The organism is Binatus sp. (SeqCode) (assembly GCF_036522015.1).
Classification (GTDB): domain Bacteria; phylum Desulfobacterota; class Binatia; order Binatales; family Binataceae; genus Binatus.
In genome coordinates this window covers 1-16,992 of sequence record NZ_DATDGQ010000252.1, presented here as the reverse complement: position 1 = coordinate 16,992, position 16,992 = coordinate 1, and the positions used below count along the sequence as shown (strand labels likewise).

General features: G+C 61.0%; 17 protein-coding genes. 5 read left to right on the top strand and 12 right to left on the bottom strand.

Features of this window, described 5'->3' with window-relative positions:
* Both VIW95_RS10845 and VIW95_RS10840 read right to left on the bottom strand, forming a co-directional pair.
* Window positions 1-600 (bottom strand): AAA family ATPase (locus VIW95_RS10845; protein ID WP_331586295.1); only part of this gene is annotated, 600 nt, incomplete at its 3' end.
* 282 nt (window positions 601-882) lie between these two features.
* A complete protein-coding gene (locus VIW95_RS10840; protein WP_349259317.1) occupies window positions 883-1,482 on the bottom strand; it encodes an HNH endonuclease in 600 nt (199 codons plus the stop codon).
* Between the two features lie 312 nt (window positions 1,483-1,794).
* Here VIW95_RS10840 and VIW95_RS10835 point away from each other — a divergent pair, with 312 nt between their 5' ends.
* Complete coding sequence (locus VIW95_RS10835; RefSeq protein ID WP_331586291.1) at window positions 1,795-3,456, top strand: Rne/Rng family ribonuclease; 1,662 nt, start codon at window positions 1,795-1,797, stop codon at window positions 3,454-3,456.
* 125 nt (window positions 3,457-3,581) lie between these two features.
* Window positions 3,582-4,112 (top strand): septal ring lytic transglycosylase RlpA family protein, encoded by a 531-nt coding sequence (locus VIW95_RS10830; protein WP_331586289.1) that lies wholly within the window; start codon window positions 3,582-3,584, stop codon window positions 4,110-4,112.
* 143 nt (window positions 4,113-4,255) lie between these two features.
* Here VIW95_RS10830 and VIW95_RS10825 read toward each other — a convergent pair whose 3' ends face one another.
* The 8 genes from VIW95_RS10825 to VIW95_RS10790 are packed head-to-tail and all read right to left on the bottom strand — an operon-like array spanning window position 4,256 to window position 13,443.
* Window positions 4,256-5,047 (bottom strand): enoyl-CoA hydratase/isomerase family protein, encoded by a 792-nt coding sequence (locus VIW95_RS10825; protein WP_331586287.1) that lies wholly within the window; start codon window positions 5,045-5,047, stop codon window positions 4,256-4,258.
* A gap of 21 nt (window positions 5,048-5,068) precedes the next feature.
* A complete protein-coding gene (locus VIW95_RS10820) occupies window positions 5,069-5,989 on the bottom strand; it encodes a ParB N-terminal domain-containing protein (RefSeq protein WP_331586285.1) in 921 nt (306 codons plus the stop codon).
* Between the two features lie 44 nt (window positions 5,990-6,033).
* Window positions 6,034-6,690: a YceI family protein gene (locus tag VIW95_RS10815; RefSeq protein WP_331586283.1), complete on the bottom strand. Its 657-nt coding sequence runs from the start codon at window positions 6,688-6,690 to the stop codon at window positions 6,034-6,036.
* Window positions 6,691-6,715: 25 nt separating this feature from the next.
* On the bottom strand, window positions 6,716-8,443 hold the full coding sequence (locus tag VIW95_RS10810; RefSeq protein WP_331586281.1) for an ABC transporter permease: 1,728 nt from the start codon (window positions 8,441-8,443) through the stop codon (window positions 6,716-6,718).
* 22 nt (window positions 8,444-8,465) lie between these two features.
* Window positions 8,466-9,401: an ABC transporter ATP-binding protein gene (locus VIW95_RS10805; RefSeq protein ID WP_331586279.1), complete on the bottom strand. Its 936-nt coding sequence runs from the start codon at window positions 9,399-9,401 to the stop codon at window positions 8,466-8,468.
* Window positions 9,402-9,456: 55 nt separating this feature from the next.
* Entirely contained in the window at window positions 9,457-9,840 is a 384-nt protein-coding gene (locus tag VIW95_RS10800; protein WP_331586297.1) for a VOC family protein, read from the bottom strand.
* A 38-nt stretch (window positions 9,841-9,878) separates the two neighbouring features.
* Entirely contained in the window at window positions 9,879-12,269 is a 2,391-nt protein-coding gene (locus VIW95_RS10795) for an efflux RND transporter permease subunit (RefSeq protein WP_331586277.1), read from the bottom strand.
* A gap of 37 nt (window positions 12,270-12,306) precedes the next feature.
* Entirely contained in the window at window positions 12,307-13,443 is a 1,137-nt protein-coding gene (locus tag VIW95_RS10790; protein WP_331586276.1) for a WD40/YVTN/BNR-like repeat-containing protein, read from the bottom strand.
* Window positions 13,444-13,668: 225 nt separating this feature from the next.
* On the opposite strand from VIW95_RS10790, the gene VIW95_RS10785 reads away from it, so the two are divergent.
* Window positions 13,669-14,088, top strand: coding sequence for a hypothetical protein (locus VIW95_RS10785; protein ID WP_331586274.1), 420 nt, complete (start codon window positions 13,669-13,671; stop codon window positions 14,086-14,088).
* 20 nt (window positions 14,089-14,108) lie between these two features.
* Here the strand turns inward: VIW95_RS10785 and VIW95_RS10780 are convergent, their stop codons facing one another.
* On the bottom strand, window positions 14,109-15,320 hold the full coding sequence (locus VIW95_RS10780; protein ID WP_331586272.1) for a class I SAM-dependent rRNA methyltransferase: 1,212 nt from the start codon (window positions 15,318-15,320) through the stop codon (window positions 14,109-14,111).
* Between the two features lie 85 nt (window positions 15,321-15,405).
* Window positions 15,406-15,945 (bottom strand): cyclic pyranopterin monophosphate synthase MoaC, encoded by a 540-nt coding sequence (moaC, locus tag VIW95_RS10775; RefSeq protein WP_331586270.1) that lies wholly within the window; start codon window positions 15,943-15,945, stop codon window positions 15,406-15,408.
* Between moaC and VIW95_RS10770 the strand changes: the two genes are divergently transcribed.
* On the top strand, window positions 15,935-16,639 hold the full coding sequence (locus VIW95_RS10770) for a hypothetical protein (protein WP_331586268.1): 705 nt from the start codon (window positions 15,935-15,937) through the stop codon (window positions 16,637-16,639). The two genes, moaC and VIW95_RS10770, sit on opposite strands and share 11 nt — an antisense overlap.
* A gap of 29 nt (window positions 16,640-16,668) precedes the next feature.
* Window positions 16,669-16,992 (top strand): NAD(P)/FAD-dependent oxidoreductase (locus tag VIW95_RS10765; protein ID WP_331586266.1); only part of this gene is annotated, 324 nt, incomplete at its 3' end.

Genomic DNA, 16,992 nt, shown 5'->3' with positions numbered 1-16,992 from the left:
GCTGAGCACGTCGTCAACTCGCGCGAGATTTTCCTTGACGCGCTCGAGCTTGCGCTCGCTCATCTCGCGCCGCCCCTTGAACAACGACAGGCCCGCAGCTTCCTCGACCAGCGTGCGCAGTTCGTGCGGCTTGGCCTGGATAATTTCCTCGATTCGGCCCTGCTCGACCAGCGAGTAGCCACGGCTGTGAATCTGCGCGGCCATGAAAAATTCGGTGATGTCTTTAAGGCGGCAGGGAATCTTGTTGAGCAGATATTCCGACTCGCCCGAGCGATACGCACGCCGCGTCACCGCGACTTCGCTGAGCGCGGAGTATGGCTCTGGAAGCTGGCTGCCGTCTTCGGCCTCAAGCACCAGCGAAACCTCGGCCATCCCGGCCGCGGGATTCGACTCGTTGCCGGCGTAGATAAGATCTTCGACGATCTTGCCGCGCAGACGGGTCGGGGCCTGCTCGCCAAGCACCCACCGAATCGCGTCGACGACGTTCGATTTACCGCATCCGTTGGGACCGACCACCGCGGTCATCCCCGGCGCGAAACTAATCGTCGTTGAATCGAGAAAACTCTTGAAGCCTAGTAATTCAAGGCTCTTAAGACGCATGCTGTCTCCGCCTCCACCACATCCACCACTGCCAAGGAAGTTTATCCTAAACCACCCTCAGAGGGTCAAGAGGATACCCAACATATCGTGGGTTGAGGGAGTGGTATCTACAGCTTGTTGTGGATGGGGGAAGGGTAAATCACTTTATTTTAATGCGGAACCCACCGTGGGTTCCGCACCTCCTTGGGCAGAGGTGACCCCTGCACCCAGTGAGAAGGAAATCGCGAAATGTCGAGGACGACGTTTCGCTCCCAGGTTTGGGGTTGAGGAGAGGAGACCGAGCTAGTCCTGTATCAGCTCGGTGTTCCAGTAGGCGCTGTCGACCTGCGACAGATACGGCATCCATTCGCGGTAGCGGCGCAGGCTGAACATCTCGGAGGAGAACGGGGTCCATTCGGGGCGGCGCGGACGGCGGAACAGATGCATCCCGGCTTCGTCGGGCGTACGGCCACCCTTGCGGCGATTGCAATGATGGCACGAGCACACAATGTTCTCCCACGTCGACATCCCGCCACGTGAGCGCGGGATTACGTGGTCGAGATTCAGCTCGGTGCGGGGCAATTTCTTGTGGCAGTACTGACAGGTGTTGCCGTCGCGGGCGAAGATGTTGAAGCGCGAGAATCGCACGTGGCGCTTGGGCACACGCTCGTACGCCGTCAGCAGCAGGACGCGCGGCACGCGGATGAAGCCGTTCACGATTCCCAACCGCTCGTGCTGAACTTCAATCGACAAATCGCGCCAACTATCGAAGTCGAAGGTGTGATACTGCTCATCGACCGCCTTGGCGACGCCCTGATAAAGCAGCGCAAACGCGCGTTTGACCGACGTAACGTGAACGGGGAGGTAAGAGCGATTGAGAACGAGGACCTTGCTGTTGAGCAGGCCCGCTCCCGGAAGACTGGGCGCAACCATGTCAGCCGCAGCAGACATCCCCATGACGAGTATCGGCCCACGGATAGCATGTCAAGATAGGTGAGGATTAAAAGCCCGTTATCGATACACTTAGCACACTTGCTTGCGGAGGTCGGGCGTGCCTCGTATGATCCTGCACAAGTTGTCGAGGCAAAGGGTAAAACGATGTCCCACCGGATGGTGGTATTCTTCGAATAGCTCGCGACACCCGCGCGACGACTCCCGGCGCATCATCCTTGTCCTCGAAATCATGTCGGATTTGGCGGAATAGAGAGTCCATTTGTGAAACGAGAAATCGCAATTAACGCGTCCGCGCTCGAAGTGCGGGTCGCGCTGCTCGAAGATAACGAGCTCGCCGAATTTTACCTCGAGCGAAATCGCCAGGTAGGGCTCGCAGGTAACATCTATAAGGGCAAGGTCACGCGCGTGCTGCCCGGGATGCAGGCGGCGTTCGTGGATATCGGGCTGGAGAAGGCCGGCTTCCTGCACGTCTCGGATTTTCACGACGGAGTCTCCGCGCTCAACACGGTGGCGGAAGTGCTCGGCGAAGAAGACGTCGAAACCGAGCCGATTGGCGACAACGAGTTTGGCGAAGCGGAGTCGAGCATCAGTGAGGAAGCGGCCGACAACGTTAATGGCGGCGGCGAAGGAAGCGAGCCGCGACCCTCGCGCGGACGTCGTCGCGGTCGCGGAGGCCGCGGGCGGAGCCAGGCGCCGCAGCGCTCGCGGCTGCCGATCGAGCAGCAACTGCGCCGCGGCCAGGACATCATCGTTCAGATCGCCAAGGAGCCGATGGGCACCAAGGGCGCGCGGCTGACGTCGTCGATTTCGCTGCCGGGACGCCATCTGGTCTTCACGCCGACCAGCAATCACATTGGCGTGTCGCGGCGAATCGCAAGCGCCGAGGAACGCGCGCGGCTGCGGCAAGACGTCGGAGAGCTCAGGCCGCCGCAGGGCGGATTTATCGTGCGCACGGCGTGCGAGGGCGTGAGCCGTCGGGAGATCCAGCGCGACGTCGCGTTTCTGACCAAGTTGTGGAGCTCGATCCTGCGCAAGAACGAGAGCATGCCGCCGGCGTCGATCCTGTACAGCGATCTCGACGTGGCGCTGCGGGTCGTGCGCGATATGTTTTCCAGCGAAGTGGACCGGCTATGGTGCGACGATCCGACGACCTACAGCCGAGTCGTGCAATTCGTGCAGAACTATATGCCGCGGCTGCGTGCGCGCGTGGCGCTGCATGACGGTCCGCAGCCGTTGTTCGATCGCTTCAATATCGAGCCGCAAATCGAGCGCGCGCTCGATCGCAAGGTGTGGCTCAAGTCGGGCGGCTACCTGATTTTCGATCAGGCTGAGGCTCTCACCGCGATCGACGTGAACACCGGACGCTTCGTCGGCAAGCGCAGCCAGGACGACACCATCTTCAAGACCAACCTCGAAGCGGTCGAGGAAGTGGTGAAGCAGCTGCGGCTGCGCAACATCGGCGGCATCATCATCGTTGATTTTATCGACATGGCGCGCGAGGGCGATCGCAAGAAAGTCAGCGACGCGCTGGCGACCGCGCTCAAGCGCGACAAGGCGCGGACTTCGGCGCTTAAGATTTCCGAATTGGGGCTGGTGCAGATGACGCGCAAGCGCACCCGCGAGAGCCTGGAGAAATTGCTGACCGACAACTGTCCTCGATGCGAAGGGCGGCGCGTCGTCAAGTCGGTACCGACGCTCGCCGCCGAAGTGCTGCGCGGGATTCATCGCGAGGCGGTTTCCAAGTCAGCGGGCGACATGCTGATCGTCAAGCTGAATCCCGAAGTCGCGCGCTACTTGTACGACCACGGCGCAAAGGACCTCGAGACGCTCGAGCAGCGGCTCTCGACCAAGATAGTGCTGCGCTCGAACGACGGTCTCGAGCTCGGAGCATTCGAACTCGCCCGCGCCCCCGCCGCCGCCTAGTCCCATTTTCCGAAAAGACCTACGCTAAAAGAGCAGGCCGCGCTGCGCCTCTCCGTTGCCGAATAGTCAATTCGGTGACTGAGAAGCCGGGAAATTCATCGCGAGTAACTATCCGCTAATCCCACATGAGAATTATCAGCAATTGGAAAATCAACCTGGGCGGAGCGCTGATGCTGACAAGCCTGCTGCTTGCAGCTTCATGTGCGACTCATCAGGAAACGCAGCCCGCACCTGCAGTCGCGCCACCACCTGTCGCAATGCCTGCGCCGGTTGCGCCGCCACCTCGGCAATCGCGCGCGAGGCCGTCGGCAGCAGTCAGGGCTTCTTTCCAGGACGACAAGATGGCTGGACAACTGACGGCCAGCGGGGAGCCGTACGATCCTGACGATTTTACGGCGGCATCGAAAACTTTCCCGATTGGATCCACGGTGCTGGTAACCAATCCCAAGACGGGCAAATCAGTAAAGGTGCGAATCAACGATCGCGGACCGCACGTTCGCGGCCGAAGCCTGGATCTCTCCAGACGCGCGGCGGAGGAACTCGGCATCACCGACAATGGAGTTGCGCGGCTCAAGGTCCAGCGCGTCGATTCCAGGCCGGCGAGGAGCAAATCCACGGTTGCGCCTGAGGAGTCGGTGTCGGCATCGGTGCGCTAATCCTGCGTGGCCGCTGGTTGCATGCGCAAGTCCTACAAGACAGAGCAGCTCATGGAAGAAATTTCAAAACCGATCGATCATTCGAGCGGCAAGGCCGTCCCCAAAATCATTCGCTGAAAGACCACGCCGAACGGCGGAAATCATCACGGCTTGAGCGACCAGGGTACCGGTTTCTTGTCGAAGAAGGACTCGAGGCCCGAGCGAGTTTCGTCGGTGATGTGCGGCGCCGCGGTGTATTCGGTCATGCTCATCGCGATCGCCTGGCCGGAGAATTTGCACATAAGTGATTTGGTGACGGCTTCTGCTTTCGGCGCGTTCATCGAGATCGCATCCGCCCACGCAAGCGCCGTCTCCATCAGCTTGTCCTGTGGTACGACCTTGTTGATCAGTCCGAGTGCCCTCGCCTGCTCGGCGGTCACCAGTTCTCCCGTGAGCAGCAGATATCCCGCGACGCGTTCGCCCACCAATCGCATAAGGTGGAGGATTACCATTCCCGCCTGGATGCCGTGCTTCATTTCGGTGTAACCGATTCGCGCGCCGTCGACGGCGACGGCCAAATCGCAGGCACTCAGGAAGCCGGCGCCGTTGCCGACCGCAACTCCGTTGACGGCGGCGATCGACGGCTTGCCGAGGCGATAGACGCGCTCGATCAAGGCCTCGCCGCGCAGCGCCCCGTCCCAGACCGCGCCCGATTCATCGACGCGTAGCTGGTCGAGCATGCCCCGCAATTCGCCAAGATCCATGCCGGCGGAAAATGCCGAACCGGTGCCGGTGAAGACCAGAGCGCGTACGCTGCGATCCGCTTCGGCACGCGCAATCGCAGCCATAAGTGCGTCGATCATCGCGGCGCTGAGCGCGTTGCGATGGTCAGGGTTGTTGAGCGTGATTATCGCAGCCGGGTATCGAGTTTCGTACAAAACGATTTGATCAACCATCTTGAATATCCGCTTTGGGTTTCAGTTTGGGTCGGCGACTGAGGTGGCAGCGGCGATTTGGGCGGCAGCGCGAATCTGGCCGAAGTGGATCGAGCCCAAATCGAATTCCTCGAGTGCTTTGATCATGCTGTTCAGCGCCGCCTTACAGGTTGGAAGATTTTTTCGCGCGCGCGTTAGCGGGTTTGATCGCGCGATGATGAAATTCTTCAGATAGGGATGCATCAGGCCGCGCTTCTTGCCAGCGGCCACCAGCGCGACCGCCAGATCGTCGGCACGCTCGACCTGCGCCGCGCGCTCCTCGCGATCTTCGATTGCGTCCTTGAGCGGCTTGGCCAGGAAAGTGTCCACCCGGCTGAGCAGTGGCGCGTAAACGCCGCCGGAAAACCTGGATTTCTTTTCGTAGACCAGTCCGAGCGTGATGTAATGCGCGCGCTCGAACTCGAAGGCGAAGTCCTTCTCGGCGGACTTGGGACGATCCTCGAGACGCGCGCGATACATCCGGATGACCTCGAGCGCCTTGTCGCGGAGGTTGTGCGCCTTCTCGGTGTTGAGCGCGAGAATCTGAAAAGCGACCTCGGGATCCGGTATCACGATTGCGGGAATCATCCTGGCGCCGGACTTCAATGCAGCTGCGCGCCGATGATTGCCGTTGGGAGTCCAGTAGGTGCCGGCACTGTACACGGCGACGATCGGCTCGGTGAAACGATCGAGCTTCTTCATCACTTCAATCATGCGCTTGAGATGGGCCGGCGAGAGATCGCGCTGATACGGCGTCGCCTCGACCTTCGCCAGCGGAAGGATCGCGAACAGCTGCCAGTTGTTGCCGACCGGCTCTTGATATGCGGCGAGCGCGGCACCGCCGTCAGCCTCGATCGCCGCTGCCAGCTCGGTCACGGCGGCCGGAAGTTTTGCGCCACGCGGAGAAGTCGCTAGTTCAACCATGCTCAAGCTTGTAGTTGATGGACAGCCTCGCGGACAACCGGAGTCTAATGCGGCGGCGCGGCTTCACTTACCGCGACGATATGAAAGCGCACCGTCGCTTCGTCACCGGCCAGGAGCGTATGGAACCAGATGGTGGGAACCTTGACGCCGAAATCTTCGTAGTTGAATTTTACTTCGCCGTCGCCCGTAAAGACGCCGTCAGCGCCGAGCGTCGCATGCACCGACATGGTCATGGCGTGCGCTTCGCCGTGCAGGGTGAGGAATCCGTTGACTATCGCGGTGCCTTCGTTAGGCCCGGTCATCACGACGCCGACGACGGTGTTGCTTTCGAATCCGATGGTGGAGAACTTGTCCGCCTCGAGCGACTTTTCGGTGACGTAACGATCGCGCGACGGGTTGTCGCTGCTGTAGCTGCCCGCGTCGAGCAGGATTCTCACCTTGGCGGTGCGCGGGACGTTAACCGGATCGACGCTCACCGCCCCGTCGATAATCCGGAAGGTCCCGGTGGCAGTGCCGCGGATCCATGCGGCCGGTTCCGCGACGGCCACGCTGACCGTGCTGCGATCTACGTCGACCTTGAATCGCATCACTGCCGCGCCGGCAGTGCGCGGCGCGACAATAAGCAGGGCGAATACGCCGGCCAGCGCAATCAGCGCGCTGGTCAGGACGCCGCCGCGAAATCTATTTGCGGATTTTTTCAATTGGCAAAATTCCCCTTTCATGCGATCAGCCGAAGCGGCGGCGCGCGATTGCGACGCCGACCACAGTGTAGATGATTCCGAAGCCGAAATTTACAGCGGCCGGGATCACTGCGCTCGACGCGACGAGGTTGCGGATCATCAAATCGTTAAAGGCACGCATCGCCCACGTGGTCGGCAGCGCGAGCGCCACATGCTGCATCCAGACCGGCTCGAAATCTATCGGCCACCAACAGCCGCCGATCGCCGCCATCGTCATGATCACAATTGCACCAACGGGCAAAACCGCGTCGCGCGTTCTGCCCACTCCGGCAACGATCAAGCCGAAGGCCGCGCCCGCGAAGGCGATCGCCGCGGCCGGCATTATCAATGCAACCGGATTGCGGCCGAGCGAAATTCCGAACAACACGTATCCCGCCGCGAACAGCACCGCCATCTGGATGAAGCCGACGACGAAGCGCGCGAGCAATTTGCCGGTGAGCGTGGCCCACAGCGGCGCCGACGCGGAGCGCAGGCGTTCGAGCGTGCCCCAGTCGTGCTCGTCGATCAGCGCGAGCGACACGCCCATCAGCATGCCGATCAAAAGAAAGGTCACGGCAAACCCGGGCACCTGGAGATCGAACGCGTTGAACCCGGCGAACTGGCCGATTTCCTTGCCGGTCGAATCGACCTCGGTGATTCCGAGCGAGCCGGGAATCGAGAGACTCGGATCGATCACCGGCATCTCGGGAATGTTGAGGAGCGGAACTTTTGGCGCTGGCGGCAGCGCTGGAAGATTGAGAGCGATCGGCGGAATCGTGAGCGCGCTTTCGAGACGAGTCCGCGCGTCACGCAGCTCCGCGACCGGTTCCAGCTTGATTCCGCCCAGATTCAAATCGGCCGGCGGCGACGGGATAGCCGGTGGCGGCGGAATGTCTGCGGCGTGGCTGCCGGCGAGCTGCTGTAGTTGACCGAACCAGTTCTCGAACTGGCCGTGCGCAATTTCGAGGCGGCCGAGATAGTCCTTGAGCTCGTCGAGTTTCGCCTGCTGCGCGGCCGTGTCGGCATCGAGCTTGCGCTGGATACGATCCATCTCGCTATCGAGCGCAAGTTTTGTTCGATCGCGCGCGGCGGTCAAAGCAGTCTCGATGTGCGCGCGAATCTTCGGCTCGATCGCCGCGCGCGACGCCTCGGCCTGAGTGGCGAGCCGGGCAGCGTCCGCGCGGGCTTGCTGGGCGGACTGGCGGGCTTGGTCGAGCTTGCGGGTAAAGCTTCGCGTCTGCTCTGCGGTTTGACTTCGCGCCTGGCTTGCGGCGCCGGCGGTGATTTTACTGCACAACTCCGAAAGCGCGAGTTCGACCTTGATGGTCTGCAGGTACTTGACGGGATCGGTGTAGAGAATGAGCCGCGCGCCGCGGCCGTGTTCGATCGCATCGGTGGTTCCGGCCGGAATGACTATTCCAACCACCGCCAATTTTCGCTCGCGGACAGTCTGTTCGGCGTCGCGGCGGCTCGAAGACTCGATGATGGCCAGGTCCGGCTGCTGCGCGAGCGCGTCGAAAATCGCGCGGGCGATGGCGCCGTGGTCTTCGTCGAAGACGGCTATCGAATATTCGCCGCGCGGAACGGTTCGGCCGCCGTAAATTTTTGCCAGCGAGAATCCAGCGGCAGCGATGACGGCGATTGGCGCGACCAGCAGCATGAACAAACCGACGCGGTCGCGCCGGATGAGCAGAAATTCCTTGCCGATCGTCAGCCACACCGCGCGCAGCATCATCGCCTCGGGAAAGACACCAGGTTCATGGCGCGTCGCGCAGCGCGTGACCGGTGAGTTTCAGAAACGCGTCTTGAAGATTGGGGCGATGAACGTGGAATTCGATCACTTCGTCGCCAACCTCGCCGGCGCGCTTGATTACGTCGGGCACCTGGTCAAGCGCGTGCAAGGTGGCCGCAGCCGCGAATCCGTCGACGACTTCCCACGGCAGTTCGCCGACGCCCGCGATCCCCTTCGACCATCCCGGCGGCAGCGCTTTTTTGGTCATGATTTCAATTCGCGGCTCGGTACCGGCGAGCGCAATCAGTTCGCGGTCGGTACCCTGGGCAACCGTGTTTCCGTGATCGATCAGCACGATTCGATCGCAGAGCCGTTCGGCTTCTTCCATGTAGTGCGTGCTGTAAAGGATCGCACCGCCCGCTTGCGCGGCTGCCTCGACGACCGCGAAGATCCGCCCGCGCGATTGCGGATCGACACCGACGGTCGGCTCGTCGAGCATGATCGCCGCCGGAAAATGCATCATGCCGCACGCGATGTTGAGCCGGCGCATCATGCCCCCGGAAAATTCGTTGACCGCGTCGTCCGCACGATCATCGAGGCCGACTTCGACCAGCAATGTGCGCGCGTGGCGCAAAGCGTCGCTCGACGCCATCCCCTGGATTCGCCCCCAGAACAGAAGATTCTCCAGTGCGGTGAGCGTCGGATACAACGCCAGCGATTGCGGCACCAGCCCGAGGCTCCTGCGCGCGACGCGCGGATCGGCGGCGAGATCGTGCGTTGCGATCAAGGCGCGGCCGGAGTCAGGAGCAATCACCCCCGACAGAATCGAGAGGGTGGTCGTTTTGCCGGCGCCATTGGGACCGAGCAGCCCGACGATCTCGCCGGCGTTGACGGTGAATGACACGCCGTCGAGCGCAACGCGGTCGCCGTAGCGCTTGCGGAGATCTTCCGCGCGGATCATTGGCCCCGAGTTCATCGATAGTGAACCACGGTGGCGCGCGATTTCAGGCCGGCGTTCAGCGGTAACTCACCATTTCGAGCAGGTTGCCATCGGGATCGAGGAAGTAGATGCAATCGTGATCACCCCAATCGATCGCCGCGGCGCTCTCGACGCCGGCCGCCGCGAGGCGTTCGCGCGCAACGACGAAATCGCTCGCCTGCACCTTGAACGCATGATGGCCGTGGCCGAGCGGGTGTGCGATGAGCGCCCGCCGCGCGGCGTCATCAAGCGGGGCGCGCGGCACCTCGAAGAGCGCAAGGTTCTGGCCCCCGCAATCGAGCAGAACCTGGTCGCCGAAACGGTTGACGACCTCGAGGCCGAGGACGGCGGTATAGAAACGCTCCGCGCGCGCGAGGTCAGCGACCTCGATACCGAAATGATCCAGCCGCTCGAGTTTCATCGCGGGCACCGGATCAGATTATCCACGAGCGTCAATGATTAGGAAGATGCGGCCACCGAGTGACCCTCGACCTCGAGCAGCTTGGACGCTACTACACGGTCCTTCTCGCGACGGATGAAAGCGGGATCGAAAGTTACGATCAGCACGGGCAGAATGGTCATCGCACCAAGCATCGAAACGAACATCCAGACCGCCAGCAGCATGCCCATCTCGGCGTCGAAGCGGATGCTCGACCAGTACCAGAACAGAACTGACGCGACCAGCGTCAGCGCGGTAAAGGCGACCGCCTTCCCCGAGGTGACCAGGGAGGTGTAGGTACTGAGCTTGAGGTCCTTGCCCTGCGCAAGTTCCTCGATAATCCGGCTTACTATATAAATAGAATAGTCAATCCCGAATCCGACACCGACAGTAACTACCGGCAGAGTATTGATGTTGATACCGATATCATGAGCGCCCATATAGGCATTGATCGCGGCATTGGCTAATGCCAGCGGGAACAGCAAATAGATACCCGCCATCAATGAACGATAGGTAGCCAGTAGTATTATATAGATAGTGGCGAACGCGAGTACGTTGAGCAGAAGGTCGTTGTTGATGATTTCCTGGTTGGCGGCGGCCAGCTCGCCGATGATTCCCGCGGCGAGCGAAAACGTCACCCCGGGCACCTGGTGCTGTGGCTCAGCGAAAAATCGCTGCGTGCGCAGCACGACTCGCTGGACGTTTTCGCCCTCGCGATCCTTGGTGTACACCGTCATCTGGGTGGCGTCGCGCCGAGGCGTGATAATGTACGCCGTCGAGAGCGGTGACGCTCCCGCCAGCAATCCGCCGAGCAACTGTCCGGTGCCGCGCGCGGTGGTCGGCAGCACGTTCCACTTCGGGTAGAATTCTTTCAGCGCGGAGCCGCCGTTCGAAAGCAAATCGGCGACCGAGAATGTACGCCCGACCGCGGGGTCGCGTTCCATGTAACGTTCGTACTCGTCCATGACGTGGTACAGCTTGGGATCATCCAGCGAGTTGCGCCTGGCCAGCTCAGCGACGACGACGAACTGTTCGATCGCGCCGAACTCGCCCTGGATCGCGGCCATCGAACGGTTGTACGGCGAGGTGGGCCACAGGATCGGCGATTCAGACGACGGGTCGCCGACTTTGAGACCGGTCCAGAAGAACGCGCACAGCGCGATCACCGCGATCGTCCCCGCGAACGTCACGATGCGCCCCGTCCGCTCCAGCATCGGCCTGGCGATCGACTGCAACATCCGTTTGAAGATGCCGTTCTCGCGTTTTTCGATCACGCCGATGTGCGGCGGGTCGAGATAGTAATACACGATCGGATTGAGTATCAGCTCGCTCACGATGATCGCGGCGATCCAGAAGCTGGCCGTGACCGCCAGTCTTTGCAGAAACAGCACCGGCACCAGCAGGATGACGAGTACCCCGAACGCGTCGGCCAGGATTCCCGACAGCGACGGAACGAACAACTCGGCGAACGACGACAGGATAGCCTTTTGCTTGTCGCGCAGCCGGTAGAATTCCTCGTAATACCGATCGTGCATTTGCACCGAATGGCTGACGGCGCGCGCGGTTATCAGAAACGGAATGACGAGCACGAGCGGGTCGAGTCCGTAACCCAGCAGCCGGATGAAGCCGAGGCCCCAGATGGCACAGATGACGCCGGAGATCGTCGGCCGCAGCGCACCGCGCCAGTCGTGAAAATAAAGGTAGAGCAGGATCCAGACCGCGAGCACTGTGGCGACGAAGATCCAGAGAAATTCCGGCGTGTAGTGATACACCCAGCCGTAGAGGATCGGCTGTCCGCCGTAGTAGATATGCACCGTATCGTCGCGCTCAGGCAGGACGACGATCTTGCGAATCTCGTCGAAGATGCGCTTGTAGTCGAGCCGCGATTCCAGGAAGCTGCCCGTGATCACTGCTGCTTTGTCGTCGAGCGAGACGAACTGGCCAAAGACCACGCCCGGGTTTTTGTGGACGTTGCTCTCGAGCTCGTTAAGGTCGGACTGGGTCTTGGGAATGTTGCCGTTGGGCAGTACGGGCGTATTGAGAATGACGCCGGCGGCCAGCGGGCGGAAATAACTGGCGGTCGAGAGCGAGCGCACCGATCCGTGCTGAATCCCGTAAACGAGATCCATGTTATTCGTCATGTTGACGATCTTCTTGATGATCTTGGCGTCGTAGATCGTCCCCTCTCTCGCCTCGATCATGATCGTTACGTTGTTGACGCTGCCGAAGTACTGGTCGTATTTGTGCGCGATCTGGATGAACGGATGATTCTGCGGGAGCAGGTCGCCGAAGCTCGTGACGAGCTGGGTCTGCGCCGCGAAGTAGCCGAAAAATGCGGTCAGCACGCCGACGACTGCCAACACCACGAAGCGCCAGCGCAGAATCCATTCACCAAAACGGTACCAGGTCATTGCTTTCTCCGAATTCCCTGTGTTCGCGCGTTCGCGCTCAACCCTGACAGAAACGCCACGTCTTGCCGCCGTCCTCGGTGTAAAGGATCGTGCCGTAGCCGACGATCCATCCGTGCTGCGCGTCGAAGAACCGCGCCTGGCTGAGTGGGAACGGTATCGCGGGCACCGACGGATCGTGCGCCCACGCGCCGTTGGGCTGAAGGCGCAGCACCGTGCCCGTCAATCCGGTGGTGATTCCCTGGTCGCCCGCGAACAGATCGATCGAGAACAGCGGGTCGCGCGCCGGAATTTGCAGCGCGCCCGGCACCAGCGTGTCAGGCGGCCCGCCCGGCTTGTCCGCCTGATGCGCAAAGCGCCAGCTCTTGCCGCCGTCGTCAGTCTGTATCACCCACCCTTCGAGCCCACAGGCCGCGCCATGTTTCTGATCGCGGAACGAGACGCTGAAGAAGGTCGGCAGCAGAAAATCGGTGAAGCGCGCATCGTCGTTGGGTCCTGGAGGATATTTGTATTGCGGCACCAGTATTTGCTGCTGTTCCTGCCAGCTCTTGCCGCTATTTTCGGTCGCCCAGATTCGCCCCAGTTCGCCGACCACCCATCCGTGATCGACGTCGGTGAAACTCGCGCTGTAAAGCACCGGCTCTTCGTACATCAGCGCGTAATCAGCAATCTCCTGCGGAAAGATATGTTGTAACTGGCGCTTGACGAAACTCTCGCCGCCGTTGGTCGTACTCTCCACGAGCGCGCGGTCGCCGACCAGGAAGCCGTGATTTGTGTCGGGGAACGACAATCCGAAAATAAATAGATGCGTGCGCGAGTCGAGCCGCTTCCAGGTCTTGCCGCCGTCGCGCGTGCGCATCACAAGGCCGTCCTGCCCGCACAGGTAGCCGTTCTGATCGTCGGTCATCTGGATTCCGAAGACGCCGAGCTCGGTGCCGATGTCGATTCGCCTGAAGGTGCGGCCGCCGTCCTCGGTCAGCAGCACCTTGCCCCGATCGCCGACCACAAACGCGCGCGTCGGACTGGTCGGCCACACGTCAAAAAATTTATCAGTGAGCGTGATATTGCGCAGAGGCAGCGGCGGCATCGCAACTTCGCGATGACACGCGGCGGTCGCGAGTGCGATTAGAACAAAGAGCGTCTTGACTAAGCTGTATGCGCGGAGTTTTCGCTCCATTCGGCCGATCCCATCGAAAAATTTGCTCCATACTCAAGCAAACCCGGCAGTTTAGCAAGCCGTATTTTTTGCGCGAAAAATTGGGCTGAAGATTCGCATTGCTCCGATTCTGTGAGCTGGCCAGCGCCGGCGGGTGGTTCCTTTCGCTTTCTATGATGGTTTGTTAGACCGCTAGACGAAGCGCGCGATTTGAGAGCAACGCCAACCCGACTCAAGTGGATCACGATGAAAGCCCCTGCGACGTATATTCAAAACGATCTGAGTTCCACCGGCGCTCGAATGGCGATTTTCTGGGGGCCGGGGGTGCTTCTGTTGATCCTGACCGGAGGCTTCGGCTGGCGGGAACGCACTGTCGCCTGGACTGCCGGTCTCATCTGGCTCGCAGTCATGTGCTTCTGGAACAGCGCTCGCTGCCAAAGAGTACACTGCATGTTCACCGGTCCGTTCTTTCTGATCATGGCGGTCATCACTTCGTTGGTGGGGTTCAGGGTTATCTCGCTGGGAGCAAGACCATGGAATCTGCTGTCCGCCGCAATTCTGATTGGCGGAGTCGTTCTCTGTTTCGGCCCGGAGCTTCTCTGGGGTCGCTATTGGCATGGCGCAGACCAGGATGCGATGCGCGAGGGACAGCCTGACCAGCGCTGAATCAGCGCACTACCTGAGAACTATAGATCAGCCAGCAGCAGTCCCGTCAGGTACTCGCCCTCGCTGTGGCCGAGCAGCACGGGATGGTCGGGGCCGGGGCCGAGATGCGCCAGCAGGCGAAGAGTGCGGCCGGCGTTAGATGCGGCAAATCGCACCGCGCGAACGAAATCGTCGGCGCGGAAATGCGTCGAGCATGAAAACGTCATGAGACGCCCGCCCGGTGCCAGCGCGCGCATCGCGACAGTGTTGAGCTCGACGTAAAGGCGTCCCGCTCGCTCCGAATCGCCACGGCTGCGCGCCAGCGGCGGCGGGTCGAGGACGACAAGATCGAAGCGATTCGCCGTCTCGGCCATGAACTTTCCGGCTTCACCATGTACGAACTCGACCGCACTGGCAGGATACTCATTCAGCTCGAGATTCTGCCGAGCAATTTCGAGCGCCCGCGCCGACGTATCGACCGCGACGATCTTGCTGGCGCCGCCCGCAATCGCCGCGAGCGAGAATCCGCCCTGGTAGCAGAAGGCGTCGAGCACGCACGCGCCGGACGCGATCGAGCCGGCACTCGCCCGGTTGTCGCGTTGATCGAGAAAATAGCCGGTCTTCTGTCCGTGCTCGAAATCAATCTTGATTTTGGTTCCGTTCTCCGCCGCAATCGTCTCCGTCTCAGGTTCGCCGGCGAGAACCGCGATGTGATCGTCGAGGCCCTCCTGCTTTCTCACCGCGCCGTGGCTCCGTTCGATGATCGATCGCGGATGAAGCAGTTCGTTCAGTGCGGCAACAATCGGCGCGCGCATCCGGTCCGCGCCCGCGGTCAGGATTTGCACTACCAGCACGTCGCCGAATCGATCGACCACCACGCCTGACAGCCCATCGCCATCGCCGTTGACGAGCCGGTAAGCATTCGTATCGTCGCGGATCAAACGCTGCCTCAGTTCCAGCGCGCTCTTCAATCGGCGTGCGATCAGTTCTTCGATTGCCGGAGTCTCACCCCACGCAATCATCCGGATTGCGATCGTCGTCGCTGGATTGCAGTAGCCCATGCCGATCAGCGCGCCCGATGCGTCGTGCACGGTAACGAGCGCGCCGGCTTCAGGTGATGGCGGTTCAATTCGATCGATTGCTTGCGAGAAGATCCACGGATTGCCGCCGCGGACCGGCCCTTCCCTGCCCCGCTTGAGAATGACAACAGGGTGTTGCGAATGTGTCGACGATGAAACCTTCCGCGAATTCACTCTCAACATCCTAATCACAATGCAGCGACAACGGAGCGGTGCCAGCGCAAGACGAAAAAACACTGGGTGCAGGGGTCACCCCTGCTCACCGCGATGGCCACGCCGGTTCGCCAGCGCGGACAAACGCGCCGCTGCGGCCGCCGCGTTTTGCGATTAGCCGAATCGCGCCGATTTCCATCGCGCGATCGATCGCCTTGGCCATGTCATAGATCGTCAACGCCGCCGCGCTCACTGCGACCAGCGCTTCCATCTCGACGCCCGTGCGCGCATCCGTCACGGCGCGAGCCTGAATTTGCAGCGCAGAGTTGGCGCCGTCGGGATTGAAATCGACTTCGACGACTTCGAGCGGGATCTGATGGCAGAGCGGAATCATCTCATGCGTGCGTTTCGCCGCCATGATTCCCGCGATGCGCGCCGCTGCCAGCGCCTCGCCCTTCTTGAGCTTGCCGCCGACTATCGCCTCGAGCGTCGCCGGCGCCATCCGGACCTCGCCGCGCGCGATCGCCTCGCGCCGCGTGACCGGCTTCCCGCCGACATCGACCATCCGGATTCGCCCGCGCGCATCAAGATGCGTCAGGCGCGAGGAAACGGCGCGCCGCGTTTGAATTGGTTTCTTGCCCGCCATCGAAGGAGTGGTTAGAGCTTATGTTGACCGCCCGCGCAGATACAATAAACTCGTGATTCTCGGTCTCTCGAATATGTCGATTGAAGCACCACCGCCGACTTGGATCCGCACAGTCAAGTTCCTGGGCTTGCCGCTACTGGTCTTCGTGCTCTTGCAAGCTGATAGCTGCTATCCGTTCGTGCGTTTCAGCAATGCGTTTGCCAACGTCGCAGTCGGTACCTTGAGTTTTCTTCTGCCCTTCTTGGCGGCATTCTTTGCGTTGATCATTCCCAGACGTTGGTTGACTACGGTCATGGCCCTCGCACTGCTTTCACCGTTGCTGTGCCTCTCCGCGCTGGGGTTGTTTCTCGGTGGTCTCTCAATTGTAGATACATTTCGAACGGGGTCAGATGCGGGCTTCGAACGAATCGCCAGTGCGCCGATGGTCGGCTACTCCGTGGGCATTTATCGAACGAATTGTGGCGCGCCATGTTCGTATGGAATTCAGCCTCTTCAAGAAAAACAAATCATCCCGGGAATTTTGCTGGTTCGCGCGCTACCTGGATTCGATCAGGCTGGCGAGGCGACGTGCAAGGTGATCGGGCAGGACACCCTTCTGATAAACGTGCCTCCATACGTGGACGACTACCATCCTTCGGAATCGATACCGGCGCGCTCACGGACGTATCATCTAAAACCTTTCTTGTACTTTTGAGTCTCAAACCAGTTTCGCAGACGGTTCATATGGCTGATGAAATAAACAAAGTCGTAATTCTCGGCTCCGGTCCCGCGGGATTAACCGCGGCGCTCTACACCGCGCGCGCCAATCTGAGTCCGCTGCTGATCGAGGGGCATGAACCCGGCGGCCAGCTCACGATAACCACCGACGTCGAGAACTATCCCGGCTTCGAGCATGGCATCCAGGGCCCCGAGATGATGGACGTGTTCCGGCGCCAGGTCACCCGCTTCGGCACCCGCTTCCTGACTTGCGCCGTGACCGAGGTACGTTTCGGCAAGCGCCCGTTCGAGCTCGTCGCCGACGACAAGGTCGTCAAAGCCGAGTCGGTG